The organism is Mesorhizobium amorphae, assembly GCF_014843845.1.
In the GTDB taxonomy this organism is placed as follows: Bacteria; Pseudomonadota; Alphaproteobacteria; order Rhizobiales; family Rhizobiaceae; genus Mesorhizobium; species Mesorhizobium amorphae_A.
Window position 1 is genome coordinate 46,386 of record NZ_JHQS01000062.1, and the last position, 22,951, is coordinate 69,336.

Sequence of the window (22,951 nt, forward strand, 5' to 3'; positions counted from 1 at the left end):
GATTGGATCGATTCAAAAATAGGCTGTGGCACGCCAATGTCAAGCAAAAATTTGAATCGATCCAACGAAAGTGCTAAGTGAGGGCCCGGAGGCAGCAAAAATGGCATCACTCGTCACAGGCAACCCAAGACCGGTCCGGCTGGCCGACATAGCCAAGGCTGCCGGCGTATCGCACGGCACGGCGTCCAATGTCTTCAGCCGTCCCGAGATCGTGCGCGAGGAAGTGCGCGAGCGGGTCAAGGCGATGGCCGAAGCAATGGGCTATGCCGGCCCAGACCCCAAGGGCCGCCTGCTGCGAGCCGGCAAGGTGAACGCGATCGGGGTCGCCACGACAGAGCCCCTCTCCTATTTCTTCGACGATCCGTTCGCACGCGTCATGATGGCTGGCATCTCCGAGGCCTGCGACGCCACTGGCGCTGGGATCGCGCTCGTCTCGGCCGGCAATGACGAGAAACTCGCCTGGAACATCCAGAGTGCGCTGGTCGACGGTTTTGTCCTGTTTTGCATCGACGGCGGCCCCCGCCTGGTCGAGCTGACGCGCGAGCGCAAGCTGCCTTTCGTCGCGCTCGAGCTCGGCTTCGAGGACGACACGGTTTCGGCGATCGGCGTCGACAATGTCGCCGGCGCCCGCCTTGCGGCGCGCCATCTCTGCGAGCTTGGCCACCGCCGCTTCGCCGTGCTGTCGCTGCAGTTCGCCGATGACAGAACCGGTCTTGTTTCGGCCGAGCAAGTCGAGGCCGCGGTCTATACCGGAACCCGTGACCGCCTTGCCGGCTACTTTGACGAGCTCTGCCGCTTCGGCGTCGATACCGCCAAGGTACCGGTCTACGAGACCGAAAACGAAGAAGCCAGCACCAGGGCTGGCCTCGAAACGATTTTCGCCGGCGCCGAGCCACCCACCGCCATACTGGCGATGTCGGACCGGATCGCCATGGTCGCGATCGAATGGCTGACCGAGCGCGGCATGCAGGTTCCCGGCGATGTCTCCATCGTCGGCTTCGACGGCGTGCCGGATGGCGCGCTGTGCGATCCTCCGCTGACCACCGTCGCCCAACCCATCACCGAGATCGGCCGCCGGGCGGCGCGCATGATCCTCGATTTCGACGGCGCGGTGCGGCGCGAAACGCTCGATGTCGAGCTGGTCGTCAGGGCGTCGTCCGGACCTCCGCCCTCAGGCAGTTGAACCAGCTCCCTGCTTTCAACGATTGACCACCGTTGCCGGCTGAGCGCCGAAGGCGGTGCGTGCGGGTGCTGTCTCGCTGCGAACAGGCTTCTTGCCCGACGAGCCGATGCCCGAAAGCCATTCGAGATAGAAGGCGAGCGCGAATTGCATGGCTATGCCGGCCGCGATCAGCAGCGTGTCATAGGCAAGGCCGCCCGGATTGATCAGCTTCATCACCTGCGCCACCATGGCGATCACCGTGCCGGCGATAAAGACCGGCAGCGACCGTTTGCCGAGTATGGCCAGCGGATGGTCGGGCGCGCTGCGGAACAGATTCGAGACGGCCGGAATGGCCACGATCAGGTAGCTGACCGCAAGGATGTGCAACAGCCGCGGCAGCGACAGGAACGTCTTGTCGAAACCGCTCAGCACCACCGGCAGGTCCAGCCACGACACGTGCCCCCAAAGCGGGCTGTGCACCCAGATGAGCGCCCCGGCGACATAGGTTGCGGCAACGCCGACCAGCCAGCGATTGACCGGAATTGTGCCGCCGCGCCTGACATGCAGCATGACCGCCAGGCCGATATTGAACAGGAACTGCCAGGACAGCGGATTGAGGAACCAGAAGCCGGGCTCGGGATAGTTGGGCGGGGCGATCTGGTAGATGCCTGCAAGCAGCCACAGCGCTCCGGACACGGCGAGCGCCGCCAGCGGCCGGTAGCTGACGAAGAGCAGGAACAGCGGCGCCAGCAACAGCAGCACCGCATAGACCGGCAGGATGTTGTTGTAGCCGAGCTGATGGCCGAGCGTGACGATGCCGATAAGCACTTCCGGCGTGTTCTTCATCAGCGGCTCGATGTTGATCAGCTTCAGCAGATCCGGGCGCCTGGCAAACACCGCCGCCGCGCAGAACATGGCCATCACCACCATCGTCGTGACGATGTGGGCGGTATAGAGGACACCTGCCCGGCGCCACATCTTGAGCGTGGCGAGCAGCCGGCCTCCCGGCTGGAATTTGCCGCCATAGGCAAGAGCGACGGACATGCCGGAAATCAGCACGAAGGCTTCCGCCGCGTCCGAAAAGCCGAGATTCTTGTAGGTCAGGGTTTCAAAGACGGTGCCCGGCACATGGTCGATGAAAATGGTGAGCAGCGCGAGAGCGCGAAACACATCGATGCGCGTGTCGCGCTCCGGGATACGCACACTGCGATCCGGCGAAATCTGGGTGGTCATCGACAAAAGGCCTCAAAGGGAGAGCAGAGGATGCTCTCGTTGTTCACACCAGCAATGCGACCGCCCGGCGCATCGCTTCGATTCCTCCCGCAGGAGCATATCCGCGAAGAAACGGACTGAAATGCGCCCGGTTCAATCAACTTTCGCGGAGCAAGAAAATATTCCGTTTTGAAGCCGGCAAAGCAAAAAAACGGCCATGGAATCAATAGGATATAAGCATGCCCGAATATACCGACGAGAACGGCTTGCTGCATCGCGATCTGGCCTTCCCCTACCGCATCTTCAGGCCAGCAGACGCAAGCGGCGAATGCCTGTTCCTGCTGCATGGTTCCGGCGTCGACGAGACGACATTGATGCCCTTGGCGAGGCAGATCGCACCCAAGGCTACCCTTGTCGCAGCGCGTGGCCGCATCGCCCAGGAGGACGGCTTCCGCTGGTTCGCTCGGATCACGCCGACCCGCTTCGAACAGGAAAGCATACGCACGGAGACGGACGCGTTCGCGGGATTTGTCGCCGAAGTCGCGCAGCGCCACGAACTCGATCTCTCCCGCAGCACCTTCTTCGGCTATTCAAATGGCGCCAATCTGGTTTCGAGCCTGATGCTGCTGCATCCGGGGCTTGTCGAGCGCGCCGCACTGCTCAGGCCAATGCCGGTGCTGGACGAGGTGCCGGCGACCGACCTGACCGGCACGAAGGCACTGATCATCGCCGGCGCCGTCGACCTCACCTACGCGCCTTTCGCGCCGGCGCTGGTCACGCTGCTCAGCCGGCACGGCGCTGAGGTCGATGCGCGGATCGTTTCATCAGGTCATGAATTCGGCGATGCGGACGCCGCAATCGTCAGGCAATGGATGGGCGGCAGGACAATCGCGGTCTCGCCGGCAAGCTAGCGGTCCGGGAGCTACCCCTGCCCCATCCTGTTCCAGGCATCGAGCCCGGCGATCTTGTAGGCCTCAGCCAGCGTCGGGTAGTTGAAGGTGTTGTTGACGAAGAAGTCGACGGTGCCGCCGAGATTGATCACCGCCTGGCCGATATGGATCAGTTCGGTCGCGCCCTCGCCGACGATATGGGCGCCGAGCAGCCGGCGCGTTTCGACCGAGAACAGAAGTTTCAGGAAGCCGGTGTTGACGCCCATGATGTGGCCGCGCGAGGTCTCGCGGAAGCGCGCCAGGCCGACCTCGTAAGCGGCACCGCTCTCGCGCACCTGCTCCTCGGACTGGCCAACGGTGGAGATTTCCGGCACGGCGTAGATGCCATAGGGAAAGGTTTCAGGCGGCGGCGGCAGCGCCACGCCGAAGGCATGGCAGGCGGCCACCCTGCCCTGTTCCATCGAGGTCGAGGCAAGGCTCGGAAAGCCGATGACGTCGCCGGTGGCGTAGATGTTCTGCGCACTGGTCTGGAACGTTAGCGGGTCGACCTTGATACGACCCCGGGAGTCGGCCTCGATGCCGACCACATCCAGCCCGAGACTGCCGAGATTGCCGCTGCGGCCGGCTGCGTAAAGCACGATCTCGGAGCGGATGGTGCGGCCATCGGCAAGCGTCACCTCTGCATAGTCGGGCTTGGAGGCGATCTCCTTGACCGTGCTGCCCAGACGGATGGTCATGCCGCGGTCGCGCATTTGATGAATGAAATCGTCGACGATTTCGCGGTCGACGAAATCGAGGATGGTGTTGCGCGGCTCGACCAGCGTCACCGGCACGTCGAGCGCCGAAAAGATCGTCGCATATTCGACGCCGATAACGCCGGCGCCGATCACCGTCAGCGTGCGCGGCAAGCGACCGAGTTCCAGCATTTCGTCACTGTCGAAGACACGGGTCTGGTCGAAGGGCACGTCGCGCGGCCGGTGCGGCCTGGTGCCGACCGCGATCAGCGCGTTGGCGAAACCGATCTCGCTGTAATCGCCATTGTCGCTCGTCAGGCTGACCTTGTTGGGGCCGAGGAATTTCGCCGTGGCGCGCACGCTCTTGACCGCGTTGCGCATGAACTGGTGCTGCAGCACCTCGACCTCGTGGTCGAGCGTCTTGTGCAGGCGCTCGACCAGATCGCCGATGGAAATGTCCTGCTTGACCCGGTAGCCGCGGCCGTAGAAGCCGCGTTCGCGCCAGCCGGACAGGTTGAGCACGGTCTCGCGCAGCGTCTTCGACGGGATGGTGCCGGTGTGCACGGAGACGCCGCCGAGGCGCCGGCCCCTGTCGACCACCAGCACCGATTTGCCGAGCTTGGCCGACTGCACGGCAGCACGGCGCCCGGAAGGGCCGCTGCCGATGACCAGCATGTCGTAATCCATATTGCCCCGTCCCTCGTCTCTACCCCTGCGCTTTGTTGCGCCGCAGCAAGCTAATGCCATCCGCGCGGCAAATTCAACCGATTCGAAGGGCGTTGGCGTAGCCTGATCATGTATGCCGGGCAGGCGCCGATCTTGATTCCGCAGCAGGCCTTCACCATTTCATCAGCAGTGCGCCCGCACCCTATTGTGGGCCAGGTTACGAGGATATGACATGAACGCGCGCGTTCTCGACGGAGAAATCATCACCAGCAGGCTCGACGATGTCAGGGCCTATGACGGCGTGCGCACGCGGCGCATCCTGGCCTTCATCATCGACTATTGCATTGTCGCGCTGCTCACCATCCCCTTCGCGATTCTGGTGCTCCTGCTTGGGCTGCTGACGCTCGGCCTTGGCTGGATGCTGTTTTCCGTGCTCGTGCCGGCGGTCGCCATTCTCTACATCTGGAACACGCTGGGCAGCCGCGATCAGGCCACGACCGGCATGAAGATGATGGGCATCCGACTCGATCGCCTCGACGGCACCCGCATCGACGGGCTGACCGCCGTCGTGCATTCGGTGCTGTTCTGGGCCGCCAACGTCATCCTGACACCGCTGGTTCTTCTGGTGACGCTGTTTTCCGACCGCAAGCGCACGCTGCACGACCTGCTGCTCGGCACCGTGGTCAGCCGCAGGGATCGTTGAAACAGCATTTCGAGGGGCTGCTAGGGCGCTTATGCGCAAGTATGACGGCCTTCGGTCGGCCGCTGCTTCACAATCCTGTTGAATTTTTCGCAGACCGGGCCAAAGGTAAGGCGATTCGCAGGAGTGTTTTCTAGGCTCGATGACGCAGCACCCGACCCAGTCGCCGCAGTTCTTCCTGACCGCGCCGTCGCCGTGCCCGTATCTCGAGGGCCAGTTCGAGCGCAAGGTGTTCACGCACCTGGTCGGCGACAAGGCGCCGGAGATGAACGATCTGCTGACGCAAGGCGGGTTCCGGCGCTCGCAGAACATCGCCTACAGGCCGGCCTGCGAAACCTGCCGCGCCTGTGTTTCGGTGCGGATCCTGGCGCAGGAATTCACCGCCAGCCGCAACATGAAGCGGGTGATCCAGCACAATTCCGACCTTATCGGCGCCATGCACGACGCGCAGCCCTCCACCGAGCAGTATTCGCTGTTCCGCACCTATCTCGATGCCCGGCACCGCCGCGGCGGCATGTCCGACATGACGGTGCTCGATTACGCCATGATGGTCGAGGACACGCATGTCGACACCAAGATCATCGAATACCGGCGGCGCGGCCCCGACACCTTCATCACCGGCAAGGGCCAGGGCGAGCTGATCGCGGTGGCGCTCACCGACAAGATGGCCGACGGCCTGTCGATGGTCTATTCCTACTTCAATCCCGATTTCGAGGACCGCTCGCTCGGCACCTTCATGATCCTCGATCATATCGCCCGTGCCAGGGCAATGGGTCTGCCCCACGTCTATCTCGGCTACTGGGTCAACGGCTCGCGCAAGATGAATTATAAGATGCGCTTCATGCCGCAGGAGCATCTCGGCCCGAAGGGCTGGGAACGCTACGACCACGAAGCGGTTTCGCGCTGACTTTTCCTTCCGCCATTCATCTCTAAACTGTTTCAAGGAGGAGGATGCTGGTCTTCCGGCCGCGCGGCTGGAAGACGGGCGACGGGCCGATATTGCGGCCTGCCTCCCCATTCATTGCGAGACCGGCATGTCATCCCACCACGATCATCAGAAGGGGCTCCTCATCACCGCCATCGGCGGACTGACGCTTACCATCGACATCCCGCTGATCCGGCTCGCCGACGGCAGCCCATGGACCATCATGATATTGCGCAACGCCACGACCTTGATCGCCGCACTCGTGGTCTGGGCTGTCTGGCGCAGGCTGAGCAGGAACGCGCCACAGCTCATCCCAGGCTGGTCAGGCTTGGCGGTGGCCATATGCTATGGCCTGACCGGCATCACCTTCATCACCGCCGTCTTCCACACCTCGACCGCAAATCTGGTCTTCATCCTCGCCTTCAGCACCGTGTTCGCGGCGTTCTTGTCCTGGCTGTTCCTCCGCGAGCGGCCGCGACTGGTGAAGCTCGTGACGATGCTGGTCATGATCCTTGGCGTGCTGATCATCGTCGGCGGTTCGGTCGGCACCGGGCACCTGTTCGGCGATTTCATGGCGCTCTGCTCAGCCTTCTTCGTCGCTCTAGCCATCACCATCTCGAGCGCCAGCGGCAAGGACATGGGCTTCACCTCGCTGGTCGGCGTCGTCCTGCCGCTGGCGGTTGCCGCGTTCATGGTCTCGGGCGAAGGCTTTCACGTCAACGCGCCATGGTGGATCATCTTCAACGGCGCCGTGATCATGCCGATATCGTTCTTCTGCCTTGCCAACGGACCGAAATACATTTCCGGACCGGAGGTGGCGATGTTCTATCTCTTGGAAACCGTGCTGGCGCCGGTCTGGGTGTGGATGATCTTTGCCGAAACACCGTCGCGCAACAGCCTGATCGGCGGCGTCATCCTGATCGCCGCGCTGGTCGCCCACTCACTGTGGCAGCTGCATGAAGGACGCAAGCGCCGTGCCGCGCTCGCCGTCAGTCACCCGGCTTGACTCTTTTTCGGCACGCCGTGCTCGGCGGCGATCTCGATCTGCGGCGGATGATCGTCCAGTTCCTCAGGTGCTGCAGGAGCGGCCTCGTCCATCAGCTCGACCTCGCGCAGCCATTCGCGCCAGATCGCGACCAGCAGCGCCATCAGCACCGGACCGATGAACAGGCCGAGGAAGCCCATCGTCTTGACGCCGCCGATCAGGCCGAAAAAGGTCGGCAGGAAGGGTAGCTTGATCGGCCCGCCGACCAGCTTCGGGCGCAGCGTCTTGTCGACGATGAAGAGTTCGACCGCGCCCCAGATGAACAGCGCGAACCCCGCCACAGGCGAGCCGCTGGCGGCGAGATAGATCGAGACAAGCGTGAAGGACAGCGGTGCGCCGCCTGGGATCAGTGCCATGACGCCGGTCAAGGCGCCGAGCGTCACCGGCGAAGGCACGCCGGCCAGCCAGTAGGCGATGCCCAGCACCAGCCCCTCGCCGATCGCGATGATGGTCATGCCGGTCACGGTCGAGGAGATGGTCGCCGGTACAACCCGCGAAATCCGCTCCCATCTCATCGGCAGGATGCGCTCGCCGAGGCGGTCGACCTGGCCGGCGAAATGCTCGCCATCGCGATAGGCGAAGAACAGCGCGATCATCATGAACAGCAGCGTCAGCAACAGGCCGAAGGCACTGCCGCCGGCCGCCAGCACGCCGCGATAGATGCTGCCGATGTTGGCGCCGCTGACCAGCTGGATCAGTTCGCCGATACCGCCGGGATGGCCAAAATTGGTCGTCCATTGCTCGTTCAGCCATTCGCCGACGATAGGCATGGTGGCGATCCAGTGCGGCGTCACCGCACCGTGCCGGTTGGTCTCGATCGCCCAGGCGACCCATTCGCGGACCTCGTTGATGGCATAGGTGCCGGCGAGCGCGATCGGCACCACCAGGAAGGTCAGGATGAACAGGATCGCGAAAGTCGCGGCGATGGTGCGGTTGTCGCCGACGGCGGCAAGCAGCCGGCGGTAGAGCGGCCAGCTGGCGAAGGCGATGACCAGTGCTGCCAGCACCGGAAACAGGAAACCGTGGAAGAAGTAGACGCCGGCGGCGACGATCAGCACCAAAAGCCAGCGCGCCGCCGACAGCGGCGGGATGACGGCGGATCTCAGCGGCGCCGACAGGCCGAACAGGCGCTGCTGCCGCTCCGGTTTCTGGATCTCACTCCGCTTCAAACGCGCGTTTCTCCCCTGCCCATCCTACTGCTTATGCACGATCATAGTGCAGCAAACGTGACCATAGTCCAAATGTTTGGGTGGCGGCTCTTCCCTTCTCCCGTTGTGGGAGAAGGTGGATCGGCGCGAAGCGCTGAGACGGATGAGGGGTGCTGGAAGAAACGAGGCGTTGGTTTCGAGAGGCGCGCCTTGCTACCCGAACTTGCCCGTCCGCGGGAACCCCTTCGGCACCATGCGTCCGGCCGACGCCCGTGCGCCGATCCACTCCACCAGTTCCTCGCGCGACTTGATGAAGGTGCGGTCGGCCGAATCCTGCCAGGACAGGCCGCTTTCGAGTGTGAACGTCTTGAGATCGAGTACGCCGCCGTCCTTGTATTTCTGCAGGCGAACGCCTTTGCCGCGGCCCATCTCCGGGATCTCGGCCAGCGGGAAGATCAGCATCTTGCGGTTCTCGCCGACGATGGCGAGATGGTCGCCGGTGACCGGCAGGCACCGCTTGGCTTCGTCCGGTGCCTTGACGTTCATCACCTGCTTGCCCTTGCGGGTGTTGGCGACGACCTCCTCCTCCGGCACGACAAAGCCGTTGGCGTCGTAGGACACCAGAAGCAGCTTGCGCTTGGGATCGTGGATGAAGGCGGTGACGATGTCCTGGTCGTTGTCCATGTCGACGATGATGCGGATCGGCTCGCCATGGCCGCGCCCGCCCGGCAGCCGGTCGGCGCCGATCGTGTAGAACTTGCCGCCGGTGGTGAAGACCAGGATCTTGTCGGTCGTCTGGGCATGGAAGGCGAGCTTGAGGCTGTCGCCCTCCTTGAAGGTGAGCGTCGAGTGGTCGCTCAGATGACCCTTCATCGCCCGCAGCCAGCCCTTTTCCGAGACAACCACGGTGACCGGCTCGCGCTCGATCATGGCGTGCGCGATGTCGGTCAGGTCATGCTCGGGCGCGTCGGCGAACTGGGTCCGGCGCTTGCCGAGCTCGGTCTGCGGGCCGAACTTGTCGCGGATGCTGGTGACTTCCCACTTGATCGTCGCCCACTGCTTGGCGTTCGACGCCAGCAGCGCCTCAATCTGTTTCTTCTCGGCGGTGAGGCCGTCGAACTCCTTGCGGATCTCGATCTCTTCGAGCTTGCGCAAGGCGCGCAGGCGCATGTTGAGGATGGCTTCGGCCTGGGAGTCGGTGAGCGACCAGCGGGCCATCATCACCTGCTTGGGCTCGTCCTCCTCGCGGATGATCCTGATCACCTCGTCGATGTTGAGGTAAGCGATCAAATAGCCGGCGAGGATTTCCAGCCGCCTTTCGATCTCGCCAAGCCGATGCTTCGAGCGGCGGATGAGCACGTCGCGGCGATGCTCCAGCCACTCCTTGAGCACGCCCTTCAGCGACAGCACGTTCGGCACCTTGCCGCGCGACAGCACGTTCATGTTGAGCGGGAAGCGGCTTTCAAGCTCGGTCAGCTTGAACAGCGATTCCATCAGGATGCCCGGATCGACCGAACGGCTCTTCGGCACCAGCACGACGCGGATGTCCTCGGCGCTCTCGTCGCGGATGTCTTCCAGAAGCGGCAATTTGCGCGCCATCAGAAGCTCGGCGATCTTTTCGATCAGACGGGCCTTCTGGACGCCATAGGGAATCTCGGTGACGACGATGCTCCAGGTGCCCCTGCCCTGGTCCTCCTGGCTCCATTTCGCCCGGACGCGAAAACCGCCGCGGCCGGTCTCGTAGGCTTCGAGAATCGAGGCGCGGCTGTCGACGATGATGCCGCCGGTCGGGAAATCCGGCCCTTGGACGAATTCCATCAACGCCGTCACCGGCGCGTCCGGATTCTCGATCAGGTGCAGTGCCGCATCGCAAAGCTCGGCGGCGTTGTGCGGCGGGATCGAGGTCGCCATGCCGACGGCAATGCCGGACGAACCGTTGGCCAGCAGGTTCGGGAAGGCGCCGGGCAGCACGACCGGCTCCTCGTCCTCCTCATTGTAGGTTGGCCGGTAGTCGACCGCGTCCTCGGTGATGCCGGCGAGCAGCTCGGTCGCCACATCGGTCATGCGCGCTTCGGTGTAACGCATGGCGGCGGCGTTATCGCCGTCGATATTGCCGAAATTGCCCTGCCCGTCGACCAGCGGGTAGCGCATCGAGAAATCCTGCGCCAGGCGCACCAGCGCGTCGTAGATCGACTGGTCGCCATGCGGGTGGAACTTGCCCATCACCTCGCCGACGATACGGGCGCATTTGGCGAAACCCTGGTCTGGATTGAGCCTGAGCAGTCGCATGGCATGCATGATGCGGCGGTGCACCGGTTTCAGCCCATCGCGCACGTCCGGCAGCGCCCGGTGCATGATGGTCGACAGCGCATAGGCGAGGTAGCGCTCTTCCAGCGCCTTCTTCAGATCGACCGGTTCGACGTGGTCACCGCCGCCATCTTGAGGCGGCAAAAGCCTTTTTCCCATGGCGCTGCACTAGCCGAGCGGGTGATTCGCGGCAAGACGCGGGTGTGGGAATCCGCACTTCGTAAGGCCTTGGGGCGGTAATTAAGGGCGAAGCCCGGGCGGCGGCGGCACCTCAAATCCACCATAGGGGTGTGATGGACTTCACGGAATTGCCGGCGCGGCCACGTCTATGTGCAACAGCATCGGAAGCGGTGCCGGCGCCGGCCAACATCAATCTGTTACAAGCCCTGTCTAAGGCATGACGCGATGACGCATGGAAATCCGATCTTCATGACAAATTCACCGCACCACGCAAAGACCGAGGATCGGGTTTGCCTTTCGTCGTGATTTTCGACCATTCTGTCCGACAACGCCTTTATCCCGTCCAGTTCGTCTCAGAATGGTGATGGCGTAACCGATGAAGACAATTTTTCAGGAAATCTCAGGGGACTTGCAATGACAATCCAACACTCATTCCGCAAACTCGCTTTTTCGACCTTTTTGCTGACGCTGCCGCTGAATGCCGCTTTCGCGCAGGACACTGCCGTCGCTGACCGGCTCAAGGCGACGCTTGCCGCTCAGGGCGTCGACATTTCCTGGACCGGAGTGACCGGCGACGCCACCAGCATGGTCCTGCAGGGCGTGTCGGTGAAACCGGCGGCCGAGAAGGAGGCGCTGCCGATCGGCGACGTCAAGCTCGAGGGCGTGACCGAGGCCAATGGCGGTTATGACGTCGCAACCGTGTCGACCGCGGCGTTCCAACGCACCCAGGACGGCATCACGCTCGATCTCAGCCCCTTCGTCATCCATGACATGACTATTCCAGCTGACGGCGCCACCGGACCGACGGGATCGATGCTGATGTACACATCGGCCGAACTCGCCAACATGACGGTCAAGGTCGCCGACAAGACCGCCTTCTCGATGGACGGCCTCGCCATCGAAATCACACCGCCCGCCGACGGCAAGGCGATGGAATTCACCGGCACGACGGAAAAGTTCAATGCCGACCTAACCCTCGTCGAGGACCCGAAGTCGAAGGAGGTCATCGACGCGCTCGGCTACCAGAACATCACCGGCAATATCGACGTGGCCGGCACCTGGCAGCCTTCGGACGGCAAGATGGAACTGTCGAAATACGACATCGCGGTCGACAATGCCGGCAAGTTCGGCATGACCTTCGACCTCGGCGGCTACACACTCGATTTCGTCAAGTCGGTGCAGGAGATGCAGAAGAAGATGGCGGCGCAGCCCGAAGGCGCCGACAATTCGGCGCAAGGCATGGCCATGCTCGGCCTGATGCAGCAGCTCTCCTTCAACGGCGCCTCGATCCGCTTCGACGACGATTCGCTGACCGGCAAGGTGCTGGAGTATGTCGGCAAGCAGCAGGGCATGTCGGCCAAGGACATCGCCAACCAGGCCAAGGCGATCGTGCCGTTCGGCATGGCGCAGCTCAACAATCCGGAACTGACGGCCGAAGTGACGGCCGCGGTAAGCAAGTATCTGGACGACCCGAAGAGCCTCGAGATTTCGGCCGAGCCGCCGGCCTCGGTGCCGTTCGCGCTGATCATGGCGGGCGCCATGTCCAACCCGCTCGACCTGCCGAAGACACTGGGCGTCAAGGTCAAGGCGAACGAAGACTGATCGAGACCGTCTCACGAGATGAAAAAGCCCGGCAGCGATGCCGGGCTTTTTGTTGGATTGTCGAATCGAAAGAATCGGTTCCGGCCGTTTTTTAAAGTGCCGGCAGAAACGGAATCAGGCGTCCTTCTTGGTGGCCGCAACGCGCAGCGCCAGTTCGCGGAGCTGCTGCGGGCTGGCTTCCGAGGGCGCGTTCATCAGGAGATCGTAGGCCTGCTGGTTCATCGGGAACATGGTGACTTCGCGCAGGTTCTTGGCCCCGACCAGAAGCATGACGACGCGATCGATGCCGGCCGCCATGCCGCCATGCGGCGGCGCGCCGTACTGGAAGGCACGGTAGAGGCCGCCGAAGCGCTCTTCGACCGTCGCACGGTCGAGCCCGACCGTCTCGAAGGCCTTGACCATGGTTTCCGGCAGATGGTTGCGGATGCCGCCGGAGGCAATCTCGAAGCCGTTGCAGACCATGTCGTACTGGAACGCCTTGATGCCGAGCAGATCCCCGCCGTTGAGCGCATCGATGCCGCCTTGCGGCATCGAAAACGGATTGTGGGCGAAGTCGATCTTCTTCTCCTCCTCGTTCCATTCGAAGAACGGGAAGTCGACGATCCAGCACAGTTCGAAGCGCTCGCGGTCGACGAGGTTCAATTCCTCGCCGGCGCGCGTACGCGCGGCACCGGCGAAGGAGACGAATTTCTTCGGGTCGCCGGCGACGAAGAAGGCCGCGTCACCGTCGGCAAGGCCGAGCTGCAGGCGGATCGCCTCGGTGCGTTCCTCGCCGATGTTCTTGGCCAGCGGTCCGGCACCTTCGAGTTTCTCGCCCTCCTTGCGCCAGAAGATGTAGCCCAGCCCCGGCTGGCCCTCGCCTTGCGCCCAGGAATTCATGCGGTCGCAGAAGGCGCGCGAACCGCCGGTCTTGGCTGGAATGGCCCAGATCTCGGCCTTCGGATCGTTGGCGAGGATGTTGGCGAACACCTTGAAGCCGGACTCGCGAAAATGGTCGGAGACCGCCTGCATCTCGATCGGGTTGCGCAGGTCCGGCTTATCGGTGCCGTATTTGCGCATGGAGACATCATAGGGAATGCGCTGGAATTTCTGCGTCACCGGCTTGCCGTTGGCGAAGGTCTCGAAGACCGCGCGCAGGACGGGCTCCATGGTCGACAACACGTCGTCCTGCTCGACGAAGCTCATCTCCAGGTCGAGCTGGTAGAATTCGCCCGGCAGCCGGTCGGCGCGCGGATCTTCGTCGCGAAAGCACGGCGCGATCTGGAAGTAGCGGTCGAAGCCCGACACCATGATCAGCTGCTTGTACTGCTGCGGCGCCTGCGGCAGCGCGTAGAAAGTGCCGGGATGGATGCGCGACGGCACCAGGAAGTCGCGCGCGCCCTCGGGCGACGAAGCGGTCAGGATCGGCGTCGAGAATTCGGTGAAGCCGACCTCGCCCATGCGCTTACGCATCTCGGCGATGATCTTTGTCCGCGCCACGATGTTCTTGTGCAGCGTCTCGCGACGCAGGTCGAGGAAACGGTATTTGAGGCGGATGTCCTCGGGATAGTCGGGCTCGCCGAACACCGGCAACGGCAGTTCCTTGGCCGCCGACAGCACTTCGATCTCGCGCGCGAAAATCTCGATCTCGCCGGTCGGCAGATTGGCGTTGGTTGTCTCGGGCAGGCGCGCCTTGACCTCGCCGTCGACGCGGATCACCCACTCGCCGCGCACGGTCTCGGCGATCTTGAAAGCCGGCGAATCCGGATCGGCGACGATCTGGGTCAGGCCGTAATGGTCGCGCAGGTCGATGAACAGCAGGCCGCCATGGTCGCGCACACGGTGCACCCAGCCGGACAGGCGAACGGGCGTGCCGACGTCGCTCTTTCTCAACTGGGCACAGGTGTGGCTGCGGTAACGATGCATTGTCATGGGTGAAGTCCGGATGCTGGGTTGCGGGCCGTGCGCCCTGCTCGAAATTTGCGCGAAAAGCGCATGAGAGGCCGGCTTTGTCAAGGCAAGCGGGCGGTTCCGGTGCGGCGCGCCAACTGTTCAGGCGAAGTGGATTTCAGCGCCCTGGTGTTCGAAATCCGCGAGGATAGCGGCCGGCGCCGTCTTTTCGACCACCAGATGGCGGATCGCTTCGGGTCCGGCGACGCGGTAGGGCGCCGCCGTGGCCAGCTTGTCGTTGGTGACGGCGATGACGATGCCGGCGCTGTTCCTGGCCATGGCCCGCTTCACTTCGGCCTCCGCCGAATCGAAGGCCGTCACGCCGCGCGAGGCATCGAGACCGCAGGAGCCCAGGAAAAACAGGTCGGCGCCGAGCTGCGCGACGGCAGCCAGCGTATCGGCGCCGACGCAGGTTCCGAGGTCGCGGTCGAACCTGCCGCCAAGCACGATCAGTTCGACCAAGGCGTGATCGGAGAGAGCCGAAGCGACGCCAAGCGAATTGGTGGCTATCGTCAGCGCGAGATCGCGCGGAATGGCGCTGGCGATCGCGGCATTGGTGGTGCCGCCGTCGATGAACAGGCTCTGCCCGCTTGAGAGCAGAGCCACCGCCGCGCGCGCCAGCCGCATCTTCTCCTCGACCGCATGGCTACCGCGCAGGCTGACCGGCGCGGCGGCGAAAGGTGCGGCCGCGACCGCGCCGCCATAGACGCGGCGGCATTGCCCGGCCTTGGCCATTTCCCTCAGGTCGCGTCGGACCGTATCTTCCGAAACGCCGAAGCGGCTCGCCAGTTCGCCAGCCAGCACCCTCCCCTCCGCCGCAAGCCGGTCGCGGATGAGTTGGTGCCGTTCATCGGTGAGCATCGCATGATCCTGTTTCTTCCTGCACGTTCTTGCATGTTTTGCATGTTTGTGCAAGAAGCGGGGTGTACCGAGCCGCTTGACAAACCAACCGCCGGTTTCTCTTTCGTTGAAAGCACCGCGATGACTTTTGGCCTCAGCCTTGCCCCTCAACACCGGGTCTATGCCGGGTTTGCGATCTATTCGTTCGCCATGGGCAACATCTTTCCGCGGCTGCCAGACATCAAGCACGCCATGGGCATTGAGGACGGCACGCTCGGGCTCAGCCTGATCGGAACACCGATCGGTACCTTGACCGCGCTGACGCTGGCGACCCCTATTCTGGAGCGGTTTGGCTTCCGTCGCGCGCTGCTCGGGCTGGTGCCATTGGTCGCCGCCGCCTATGCCATCGCGGTGCATGCGCCGGGGCCTGTAGCGCTGTTCCTGATGCTTTTTCCGGTCGGCCTGATGATCGGCAGCATTGAGATCATGCTCAATGTCGAGGCCGACAGAACGGAATTCCTGCTGAAACGCCGGATCATGAACCGGGCGCATTCGTTCTGGAGCATGGGCTTCTTCGGCGCCGGCCTGTTCGGCGCGACGCTCGGCCATCTCGGCATGTCGCCTCAACTGCACCTGGCTATCGTCGTGCCGATCGTGGCGATATCGATGGCGCTGTTTCTCGGCGGCTACGAACCGGCGCCGAGCCGCTTCGCCGGCAATGGCGACAAAGCGCCCAGGCTGGCAAGGCCGACATTGCCGATCCTCGTCCTCGTCGCGGTGACGCTGTCGGCGATGCTGCTGGAAGGCGCCAGCATCGACTGGTCGGCGATCTACATGCGCACCGTGTTCGATTCCGGTCCCTTCGTCGCCGGCTTCACGGTGGCGTTGTTCGCCTTCTCGCAAGCGACCACGCGCTTCTTCGCCGACAGCTTCGTCGACCGCCACTCGCCAAGCGGCGTGGCGCGCGTGCTGCTGGCGAGCATGGCGGCGGGCGTGCTGCTGGTCTTCCTGTCGCCTGCCCCGTTCCTGTCCATGCTGGGCTTTGCCCTTCTGGGCATCGGCAGCAGCGCCCTCTTCCCACTGGCGATCTCTGCGGCCGCCCAGCGGACGGATCGCCCGGCGGCCATCAATGTCGCGGCGCTGTCGCAGATTTCCTTCGTCGCCTTCCTGCTCGGCCCGCCGCTGCTCGGCTTCGTCTCGGACCATTGGGGGATTCGCTCGGCCTTTGCCATCGGCATCCCGTTCATCGCGCTCAGCCTGCTGACCGCCGGCTCGCTTGGGCGGCGGCCTTCCTCGAATGAGGCCGCAACGCCGCTGGGCGAAGCGTCCGAACCGAAGCAAGAGAAAATACTGGCGCGGGCCGGCGAGGCATAGACTGGTCTCCCGTCATCAAGTCCCCAGGCGGTCAGTGGGTGAAGCGCGCACTTTCACTAGGCGTGGCAGCACCGCACACGACAGCAGGATCTGGACGAAGCCCGCATGATTCCACCATTCGTCTGGAAGGCATGTTCGATGCCGATACGAGCTCATAGATGTGCGTTGCATGCAGATCGCGAAACACACTGAGGATCATGCGAGCGTTGATGTAGGCACCGAGTCCCCGGCCCCTATGCGATTCCGCGACCGCAACCAGTCCGCCCCATGCATATCGGTGATAGGCACTGTAGGGATTGTGAGGCAAATAGCCATGCGCGGTTGCCGCGACAGCTCCTGTCTCGTCGCCCACCACCACTGTCGTCGCCGGTCCCAAGGTTCCTGCCAGCAGTGATCCCGAAAATGGCACGACGCCCGACGCCGCCATGAGCGCCTGGGTACGGGTCGTATACTCACCATCCGGCTCGGCCGGCATGTCTCTATCGACAAATCCGTCGGGCAATCCCCGACCGACAATCGCTTCCGATGCCACCAAGGCACTTGCCTGGTCGGCCACGAACACGTCCCAAGTGTCGAAGCGGTAGCCCCGCTTGGCCAATCGCGACTTGAGTTCGTCCACCTTGCCTGCAGGCATCATACGAAAACCGAAGATGCCGTCGCGATCAAGGATCTTGTCGATCAGCTCCCACCCGAACTGATCGGGATCATCACACCCCATCGTGCGCCCAATCTGGCACGCGCCAGGGGTCTTTCTGATGAAGTTGACACTCGCCTCAGCCTCAGCTTGCACGCGCTGCTGAAGCTTCGTGCCGAAATAGCCCGGCATGGAAAGTCCCCACCCTTTTGTCATAAGCCCCATGGAGTGTAGCAAGCCGCGGAAAACAACCAAGCTGCTTTCTGTTGGAACCAGCCGGGCTGCCTTGTTGGCTCAACACTGCCGGGAATTGCCGCTGGCATTGGCGGTAGCGATGGTTCAAGAAGGATCAACGAAAAGTGATTACCTTCCTTCATGTCCTCCATCCGCCCGCTGATCCCGCTCCTCATCGCCGCCGGCATTCTGCTCGGCGGCAATGGGCTGCAGGGCACGCTGATCGCGCTGCGTGGTGCCCAGGAAGGGTTTTCCGCCACAACTATCGGCCTGCTGGGCACGTTCTACTTCGCCGGCTTCCTGCTCGGCTGCCTGGCCGTCACCCGCATCCTCAAGGCGGTCGGCCATGTCAGGACCTTCGCCGCGCTGGCGGCGACCGCATCGGCCGGCACGCTGCTGCTGGTTTTGGTCATCGACCCGGTGATGTGGTGCGCGGTACGCTTTGCCGGCGGCTTCTGCTTCGCCGGCCTGTTCACCGTCATGGAAGCCTGGCTCAACTCCGGCGTCACCAACAAGGACCGCGCGCGCGTGCTTGCCATCTACCGCATGGTCGATATCGGCTCGGTGACATCAGCGCAGTTCCTGATCCCGGTCTTCGGCGCCGGCGGCTTCACCATCTTCGCCATCATGTCGATGATGATCACGCTGTCGCTGGTGCCGGTATCGCTCGGCGACCGCTCCAACCCGACGCCGCCGGAAGACGTCAAGCTCGATCTCGCACGCGTCTGGCGGATCTCGCCGCTCGGTTGCTTCGGCTGCATCTGCGTCGGCGTCACCAACAGCGCCTTCCGTACGCTGTCGCCGGTCTATGCCGAACAGCTCGGCATGTCGGTGGCCGACGTCGTCACCTTCGTCAGCGTCGGCATCTTCGGCGGGGCCCTCATCCAATATCCGCTGGGCTACCTCTCCGACCGCCGGGACCGGCGCACGGTGCTCCTGGCGACGACTTGCTGCGCCATGCTCGCGGCGCTGGTGCTGGCGTTCATTCCCGGCAACGACCCGTTCCTCAACTTCGTCATCGTCTTCATCTTCGGCAGCTTCGCCATGCCGCTCTATTCGCTGTCGGCGGCGCATTCCAACGATCGCGCCGACAAGGGCGAATTCGTGCTGATCAACGCGGCGCTGATGCTGTTCTATTCCTTCGGTGCCATCGGCGGCCCGTTCGCGGCCTCGACGGCGATGCAGTATTTCGGACCGGGCGCCCTGTTTGTTTTCACCGCTGTCGTGTACGCCATTCTCATCATCGTGATCCTTTACCGGATGCAGGTGCGCTCCGGCGTGCCGGCGGGCCACCGCAGCCGGTTTACCGCGCTGTTGCGCACATCGACGGTGTTTGCGCGGCTGGCGCGGCGGAACGGTGATTCCGACGGATCGACGGACACATGACCGTGCGGCGGCTTGACGAAAGCCCGCGCGGCTGAAATTGAAAGAGACCTAATATGATGCCAAAAGCGATTTGATGCACGTCATCACCACCCAAAGTGAACTCGAGACCGTTGTCGCCGCGTTCGAAAAGTCGGATTTCGTCACCGTCGACACCGAATTCATCCGCGAAACGACCTTCTGGCCGATTCTCTGCCTGATCCAGATGGCGACACCCGGCGTGACGGCGCTGATCGATCCGCTGTCGCCGGACATCGACCTGAAACCATTCTTCCGGCTGATGGCCAACGAAGCGGTGGTCAAGGTCTTCCACGCGGCGCGGCAGGACATCGAAATCATCGTCCATCTCGGCGATCTCGTGCCGCATCCGGTGTTCGACACACAGGTGGCGGCGATGGTCTGCGGCTTCGGCGACAGCGTCTCCTACGACCAGCTGGTGCAGCGCATCACCGGTGCCCGGCTCGACAAGTCCTCTCGCTTCACCGACTGGCGCCATCGTCCCTTGTCCGACAAGCAGCTCGACTACGCGCTGGCCGACGTCACCCATCTGATCGAGGTCTACCAGCACCTCAGCGCCGAACTGGTACGGGAAAACCGCGCCCATTGGCTGAACGAGGAAATGGAGGTGCTGACCTCGCGCGAGACCTACGATCCGCATCCTGAGGACGCCTGGAAGCGGCTGAAGATGCGGCTGCGCAAGCCGCAGGAGCTGGCGATCGTGCAGGCGGTGGCGGCATGGCGCGAGCGCGAGGCGCGCGAACGCGACGTGCCGCGCGGGCGGGTGCTGAAGGACGACGCGATCTACGAGGTCGCGCAGCAGGCGCCGCGCGATGCGGCGGGACTTGGCCGCCTGCGCACCACTCCGAAAGGCTGGGAACGCTCGGCGACGGCAACCGCCCTGCTCGGCGCGGTCAACACCGCGCTGGCTTTGCCGAAGGAAGCGATGCCGAAGCTGCCGAAGAGTTTCCAGCCGCCGGAGGGCTCGAATGCCGCGTCGGAGCTGCTGAAAGTGCTTTTGCGCATCGTCGCCGAAAAGGAAGGCGTGGCGTCGAAGGTGCTGGCTTCCAGCGACGACATCGACCGCATCGCCGCCGAGGGCGAGGCCGCCGACGTGCCGGCCCTGCAGGGCTGGCGGCGCGCGGTGTTCGGCGAAGCGGCGCTCAAGCTGGTGCGCGGCGAGATCGGCATCAAGTTCGACAAGCGCAAGATCGCGCTGTTCGATCTGTAGCGACTGCGCTGGCGCGGCTCAGACCGCCCCGAGCAAATGAAACGCGAACCAGATCCAGGCCAGCAGCAGGACAACCGCGCCGAAGAAAAAGGCGCGGCTGCGCAGCATCACCCGGTTGCTGGTCAGATGCACCCACGCATGGACATAGCGCGACAGGATGAAGATCCAGGTCAGCGCCAGCGTCAGGTAGTTGACGCCGTTGGTGACGAAAAGCGCCAGGCAGAGCGCGTGGAACAGCACCGGCAATTCGAACTGGTTGATCAGATTGTTGGCGACGGTGACGCTGGAGGCCGGCTCGGTCGAACGCACCTTGTACTGACCGACCTTGGCCTCGCCGGACTTGATGGCGAAATACCGGCGACGGGCCATCACGAGATAGACGATATAGACAAGCAGCACATGCGCCAGGACAGGCCAGAAGATCGCAGTTTGATTCACGATCGCTCCCCGCCCTCAGCGGATCGCCGCTGCCCCGCCAGGTAAAAGACCGCGATGACGGCGAAGGGTATCGCTAGCAGCGCGAATTTGGTGACGGTCAGCGCCGAGGCGAAAGCGAGCGAATCGGGATTGGCCGACTGGAAGTCGGACAACAGCCGCGCCACCGCGAAGTTCTGCGCGTAATCGGCGAGCGTGTAGGGCAGCACGAACACGACCGCCAACAGCGCCTGGACCGGCGCGATCATCGCCCGGAAATTCCTCAGCCGCCGCCCGGTTGCCAGAATCAGGCTAACCAGGGTCAGCGACAGCAGCGCCGGGAACAGCAGATCGAAGGTCAGGTAGTGCCAGACCAGGATGATCTCGCCGCCGCGCCGGCCAAGCGCCGTCAGCCAGGCCATGCCCTCGTCCGGGGTGAAGCCGGCAAGGCGCATGTCGAGCGACGGCAGGCCGCCGCTCAAACTGCGGAAATAGAGGAATTCCATCGCATTCATGGCGACAAAGACCGCCGCGGTGGCGACACAGAGCGCCGCGGCGTGGCGCGACAGCCTGAGCACCATCGCCGTCAGGCTACGCCAGAGCGCCTGCCGCTCCGGCTGATCGGCCTGATCAAAGTCCACCCGGATAGTTCGGGCTTTCGCGGGTGATCGTGACGTCATGGGCGTGGCTTTCACGAAGTCCGGCGTTGGATATGCGCACAAAAGTGGCGCGGTCGCGGAAATCGGCAAGATCGCGACCGCCGACATAACCCATAGCGGCTTTCAGGCCGCCCGCAAGCTGGTGCAGTACGCCGGACACAGGTCCTTTGTAGGGAACCTGCCCTTCAATGCCCTCCGGAACCAGTTTCAGCGTGTCGCGGACCTCGGCCTGGAAGTAGCGATCGGCGGAGCCGCGGGCCATGGCGCCGACCGAGCCCATGCCGCGATAGGCCTTGAAGGAACGTCCCTGGTGCAGATAGACCTCGCCCGGGCTCTCGTCGGTGCCGGCGAGCAGCGAGCCGATCATGGCCGCACTGGCGCCGGCGGCGAGCGCCTTGGCAAGATCGCCCGAATATTTGATGCCGCCGTCGGCAATCACCGAGACGCCTGATTTGTGCGCCGTCTCGACCGCCGACATGATGGCCGAAAGCTGTGGCACGCCGACGCCGGCGACGATGCGGGTGGTGCAGATCGAGCCCGGACCGATGCCGACCTTGACGGCGTCGGCGCCGGCATCGATCAGCGCCTGCGTGCCTTCTGCAGTGGCGACGTTGCCGGCCAGGATGCGCACCGAGTTGGACAGCTTCTTGGCGCGGGTGACGGCATCGAGCACGCGCTGCGAATGACCGTGCGCGGTGTCGATGACCAAAAGGTCGACGCCGGCATCGATCAGCCGCTCGGCGCGCTCGAAGCCGTCATCGCCAACGCTGGTGGCGGCGGCGGCCCGCAGGCGGCCCTGCGCATCCTTGGTGGCGTGCGGGTTGAGCTGCGACTTCTCGATGTCCTTGACGGTGATCAGGCCGACGCAATTGCCATTTTTGTCGACGACGACCAGCTTTTCGATGCGGTGCTGATGGAGCAGACGCTTGGCCTCGTCCTGGTCGACATTCTCCTTGACCGTGATCAGGTTCTCACGGGTCATCAATTCGTAGACTTTTTGCGCAGGGTCGGAGGCGAAACGCACGTCGCGATTGGTCAGGATGCCGACCAGGTGGCCGACCGTGTGGCCGCCCGCGCCGCCGTTCTCGACCACCGGAATGCCCGAGATCGAGTAGGTCCGCATCAGCGCCAGCGCGTCGGCGAGCGTGGCGTCGGGACCGATGGTAACGGGGTTCACCACCATGCCGGATTCGAATTTCTTCACCTGCCGCACCTGCTCGGCCTGCTCGGCCGGCGAGAAATTACGATGGATGACGCCAATACCGCCGGCCTGCGCCATGGCGATGGCGAGCCTCGCCTCGGTGACAGTATCCATGGCGGCAGAGAGAATCGGAACGTTGAGGTCGATGTCGCCGGCGATGCGGGTACGGATGTCGGTTTCGCCGGGCATGACCTCGGAATGGCCGGGCTGCAGCAGCACGTCGTCAAAGGTCAGCGCCAGCGCGCCGGTGGACGTTTCGATGATTTTTGCCATGGCCAGCCCTCGGAATACAAAAAAGCGCTGGACCGTAATGGACAGCGCCGACTCGTTTCTTCCCTTTCAGGATTGGCGCTGGCTGGTAACACGTCGCGGCGCCGATGAAAAGCCGATCGTTGCAACGCGATCGCAAAGTCTGGGATTTGTCCTGACAGCCGCCACCAAGGATTGCGGTCGCACAAAAGTGACAGCAAATTAATGCGACATC

20 protein-coding genes are annotated in these 22,951 nt (G+C 63.6%); 10 read left to right on the plus strand and 10 right to left on the minus strand.

The genetic code is table 11. The features are described from left to right. The first annotated feature begins 100 nt into the window (after positions 1-100). On the plus strand, positions 101-1,183 hold the full coding sequence (locus DH08_RS28735) for a LacI family DNA-binding transcriptional regulator (protein ID WP_192182639.1): 1,083 nt from the start codon (positions 101-103) through the stop codon (positions 1,181-1,183). Positions 1,184-1,198: 15 nt separating this feature from the next. Here the strand turns inward: DH08_RS28735 and DH08_RS28740 are convergent, their stop codons facing one another. Beyond that, a complete protein-coding gene (locus DH08_RS28740) occupies positions 1,199-2,395 on the minus strand; it encodes an OpgC family protein (protein WP_192182640.1) in 1,197 nt (398 codons plus the stop codon). Positions 2,396-2,613: 218 nt separating this feature from the next. Here DH08_RS28740 and DH08_RS28745 point away from each other — a divergent pair, with 218 nt between their 5' ends. Next, a complete protein-coding gene (locus DH08_RS28745) occupies positions 2,614-3,285 on the plus strand; it encodes an alpha/beta hydrolase (RefSeq protein ID WP_192182641.1) in 672 nt (223 codons plus the stop codon). A gap of 11 nt (positions 3,286-3,296) precedes the next feature. Here DH08_RS28745 and sthA read toward each other — a convergent pair whose 3' ends face one another. Next, complete coding sequence (gene sthA / locus DH08_RS28750; protein ID WP_192182642.1) at positions 3,297-4,685, minus strand: Si-specific NAD(P)(+) transhydrogenase; 1,389 nt, start codon at positions 4,683-4,685, stop codon at positions 3,297-3,299. A 211-nt stretch (positions 4,686-4,896) separates the two neighbouring features. Between sthA and DH08_RS28755 the strand changes: the two genes are divergently transcribed. The 3 genes from DH08_RS28755 to DH08_RS28765 all read left to right on the plus strand — a co-directional run bounded on the left by DH08_RS28755 (position 4,897) and on the right by DH08_RS28765 (position 7,295). Continuing rightward, on the plus strand, positions 4,897-5,367 hold the full coding sequence (locus DH08_RS28755; RefSeq protein ID WP_192182643.1) for an RDD family protein: 471 nt from the start codon (positions 4,897-4,899) through the stop codon (positions 5,365-5,367). A gap of 139 nt (positions 5,368-5,506) precedes the next feature. Further along, on the plus strand, positions 5,507-6,271 hold the full coding sequence (locus DH08_RS28760) for an arginyltransferase (protein ID WP_192182644.1): 765 nt from the start codon (positions 5,507-5,509) through the stop codon (positions 6,269-6,271). 127 nt (positions 6,272-6,398) lie between these two features. After that, the gene (locus tag DH08_RS28765) at positions 6,399-7,295 is read left to right on the plus strand and encodes a DMT family transporter (protein WP_192182645.1); all 897 of its coding nucleotides are present in this window, start codon (positions 6,399-6,401) and stop codon (positions 7,293-7,295) included. Here the strand turns inward: DH08_RS28765 and DH08_RS28770 are convergent. Then, positions 7,283-8,503, minus strand: coding sequence for an AI-2E family transporter (locus DH08_RS28770; protein WP_192182646.1), 1,221 nt, complete (start codon positions 8,501-8,503; stop codon positions 7,283-7,285). The two genes, DH08_RS28765 and DH08_RS28770, sit on opposite strands and share 13 nt — an antisense overlap. Before the next feature lie 192 nt (positions 8,504-8,695). Further along, complete coding sequence (gene parC, locus DH08_RS28775; RefSeq protein WP_192182647.1) at positions 8,696-10,948, minus strand: DNA topoisomerase IV subunit A; 2,253 nt, start codon at positions 10,946-10,948, stop codon at positions 8,696-8,698. A 435-nt stretch (positions 10,949-11,383) separates the two neighbouring features. Here parC and DH08_RS28780 point away from each other — a divergent pair, with 435 nt between their 5' ends. Further along, positions 11,384-12,571: a hypothetical protein gene (locus DH08_RS28780; RefSeq protein WP_192182648.1), complete on the plus strand. Its 1,188-nt coding sequence runs from the start codon at positions 11,384-11,386 to the stop codon at positions 12,569-12,571. Positions 12,572-12,685: 114 nt separating this feature from the next. On the opposite strand, the gene aspS is transcribed toward DH08_RS28780, so the two are convergent. Both aspS and DH08_RS28790 read right to left on the minus strand, forming a co-directional pair. Beyond that, entirely contained in the window at positions 12,686-14,476 is a 1,791-nt protein-coding gene (gene aspS, locus DH08_RS28785; RefSeq protein WP_192182736.1) for an aspartate--tRNA ligase, read from the minus strand. 126 nt (positions 14,477-14,602) lie between these two features. Continuing rightward, the gene (locus DH08_RS28790; RefSeq protein WP_192182649.1) at positions 14,603-15,361 is read right to left on the minus strand and encodes a DeoR/GlpR family DNA-binding transcription regulator; all 759 of its coding nucleotides are present in this window, start codon (positions 15,359-15,361) and stop codon (positions 14,603-14,605) included. 120 nt (positions 15,362-15,481) lie between these two features. Between DH08_RS28790 and DH08_RS28795 the strand changes: the two genes are divergently transcribed. After that, the gene (locus DH08_RS28795) at positions 15,482-16,714 is read left to right on the plus strand and encodes an MFS transporter (protein WP_192182650.1); all 1,233 of its coding nucleotides are present in this window, start codon (positions 15,482-15,484) and stop codon (positions 16,712-16,714) included. 31 nt (positions 16,715-16,745) lie between these two features. On the opposite strand, the gene DH08_RS28800 is transcribed toward DH08_RS28795, so the two are convergent. Then, on the minus strand, positions 16,746-17,540 hold the full coding sequence (locus DH08_RS28800) for a GNAT family N-acetyltransferase (RefSeq protein ID WP_192182651.1): 795 nt from the start codon (positions 17,538-17,540) through the stop codon (positions 16,746-16,748). 183 nt (positions 17,541-17,723) lie between these two features. Here DH08_RS28800 and DH08_RS28805 point away from each other — a divergent pair, with 183 nt between their 5' ends. After that, positions 17,724-18,968: an MFS transporter gene (locus DH08_RS28805; RefSeq protein ID WP_192182652.1), complete on the plus strand. Its 1,245-nt coding sequence runs from the start codon at positions 17,724-17,726 to the stop codon at positions 18,966-18,968. 73 nt (positions 18,969-19,041) lie between these two features. Continuing rightward, entirely contained in the window at positions 19,042-20,193 is a 1,152-nt protein-coding gene (gene rnd / locus DH08_RS28810) for a ribonuclease D (RefSeq protein ID WP_192182653.1), read from the plus strand. A gap of 18 nt (positions 20,194-20,211) precedes the next feature. Here the strand turns inward: rnd and DH08_RS28815 are convergent, their stop codons facing one another. Genes DH08_RS28815 through guaB form a run of 3 tightly spaced genes read right to left on the minus strand, consistent with a single transcriptional unit; the run spans position 20,212 to position 22,740 of the window. Continuing rightward, entirely contained in the window at positions 20,212-20,631 is a 420-nt protein-coding gene (locus tag DH08_RS28815; RefSeq protein ID WP_192182654.1) for an MAPEG family protein, read from the minus strand. Further along, positions 20,628-21,188: a hypothetical protein gene (locus DH08_RS28820; RefSeq protein WP_192182737.1), complete on the minus strand. Its 561-nt coding sequence runs from the start codon at positions 21,186-21,188 to the stop codon at positions 20,628-20,630. The genes DH08_RS28815 and DH08_RS28820 overlap by 4 nt, the downstream gene beginning before the upstream one ends. Positions 21,189-21,237: 49 nt before the next feature. Continuing rightward, positions 21,238-22,740 (minus strand): IMP dehydrogenase, encoded by a 1,503-nt coding sequence (guaB, locus tag DH08_RS28825; RefSeq protein ID WP_192182655.1) that lies wholly within the window; start codon positions 22,738-22,740, stop codon positions 21,238-21,240. On the opposite strand from guaB, the gene DH08_RS28830 reads away from it, so the two are divergent. Further along, positions 22,727-22,942: a hypothetical protein gene (locus tag DH08_RS28830; RefSeq protein WP_192182656.1), complete on the plus strand. Its 216-nt coding sequence runs from the start codon at positions 22,727-22,729 to the stop codon at positions 22,940-22,942. The two genes, guaB and DH08_RS28830, sit on opposite strands and share 14 nt — an antisense overlap. Positions 22,943-22,951 lie beyond the last annotated feature (9 nt).

Bases quoted from the DNA above. Each gene is read 5' to 3' on its own strand.
- DH08_RS28760 (WP_192182644.1), top strand. From the start codon at position 5,507: ATGACGCAGCACCCGACCCAGTCGCCGCAGTTCTTCCTGACCGCGCCG.
- parC (WP_192182647.1), bottom strand. From the start codon at position 10,948: ATGGGAAAAAGGCTTTTGCCGCCTCAAGATGGCGGCGGTGACCACGTC.
- DH08_RS28805 (WP_192182652.1), top strand. From the start codon at position 17,724: ATGTCCTCCATCCGCCCGCTGATCCCGCTCCTCATCGCCGCCGGCATT.
- DH08_RS28780 (WP_192182648.1), top strand. From the start codon at position 11,384: ATGACAATCCAACACTCATTCCGCAAACTCGCTTTTTCGACCTTTTTG.
- guaB (WP_192182655.1), bottom strand. From the start codon at position 22,740: ATGGCAAAAATCATCGAAACGTCCACCGGCGCGCTGGCGCTGACCTTT.
- DH08_RS28755 (WP_192182643.1), top strand. From the start codon at position 4,897: ATGAACGCGCGCGTTCTCGACGGAGAAATCATCACCAGCAGGCTCGAC.
- DH08_RS28765 (WP_192182645.1), top strand. From the start codon at position 6,399: ATGTCATCCCACCACGATCATCAGAAGGGGCTCCTCATCACCGCCATC.
- rnd (WP_192182653.1), top strand. From the start codon at position 19,042: ATGCACGTCATCACCACCCAAAGTGAACTCGAGACCGTTGTCGCCGCG.
- DH08_RS28735 (WP_192182639.1), top strand. From the start codon at position 101: ATGGCATCACTCGTCACAGGCAACCCAAGACCGGTCCGGCTGGCCGAC.
- DH08_RS28820 (WP_192182737.1), bottom strand. From the start codon at position 21,188: ATGGTGCTCAGGCTGTCGCGCCACGCCGCGGCGCTCTGTGTCGCCACC.
- DH08_RS28830 (WP_192182656.1), top strand. From the start codon at position 22,727: ATGATTTTTGCCATGGCCAGCCCTCGGAATACAAAAAAGCGCTGGACC.
- DH08_RS28740 (WP_192182640.1), bottom strand. From the start codon at position 2,395: ATGACCACCCAGATTTCGCCGGATCGCAGTGTGCGTATCCCGGAGCGC.
- DH08_RS28745 (WP_192182641.1), top strand. From the start codon at position 2,614: ATGCCCGAATATACCGACGAGAACGGCTTGCTGCATCGCGATCTGGCC.
- DH08_RS28790 (WP_192182649.1), bottom strand. From the start codon at position 15,361: ATGCTCACCGATGAACGGCACCAACTCATCCGCGACCGGCTTGCGGCG.
- DH08_RS28800 (WP_192182651.1), bottom strand. From the start codon at position 17,540: ATGCCGGGCTATTTCGGCACGAAGCTTCAGCAGCGCGTGCAAGCTGAG.
- DH08_RS28795 (WP_192182650.1), top strand. From the start codon at position 15,482: ATGACTTTTGGCCTCAGCCTTGCCCCTCAACACCGGGTCTATGCCGGG.
- sthA (WP_192182642.1), bottom strand. From the start codon at position 4,685: ATGGATTACGACATGCTGGTCATCGGCAGCGGCCCTTCCGGGCGCCGT.
- aspS (WP_192182736.1), bottom strand. From the start codon at position 14,476: ATGCATCGTTACCGCAGCCACACCTGTGCCCAGTTGAGAAAGAGCGAC.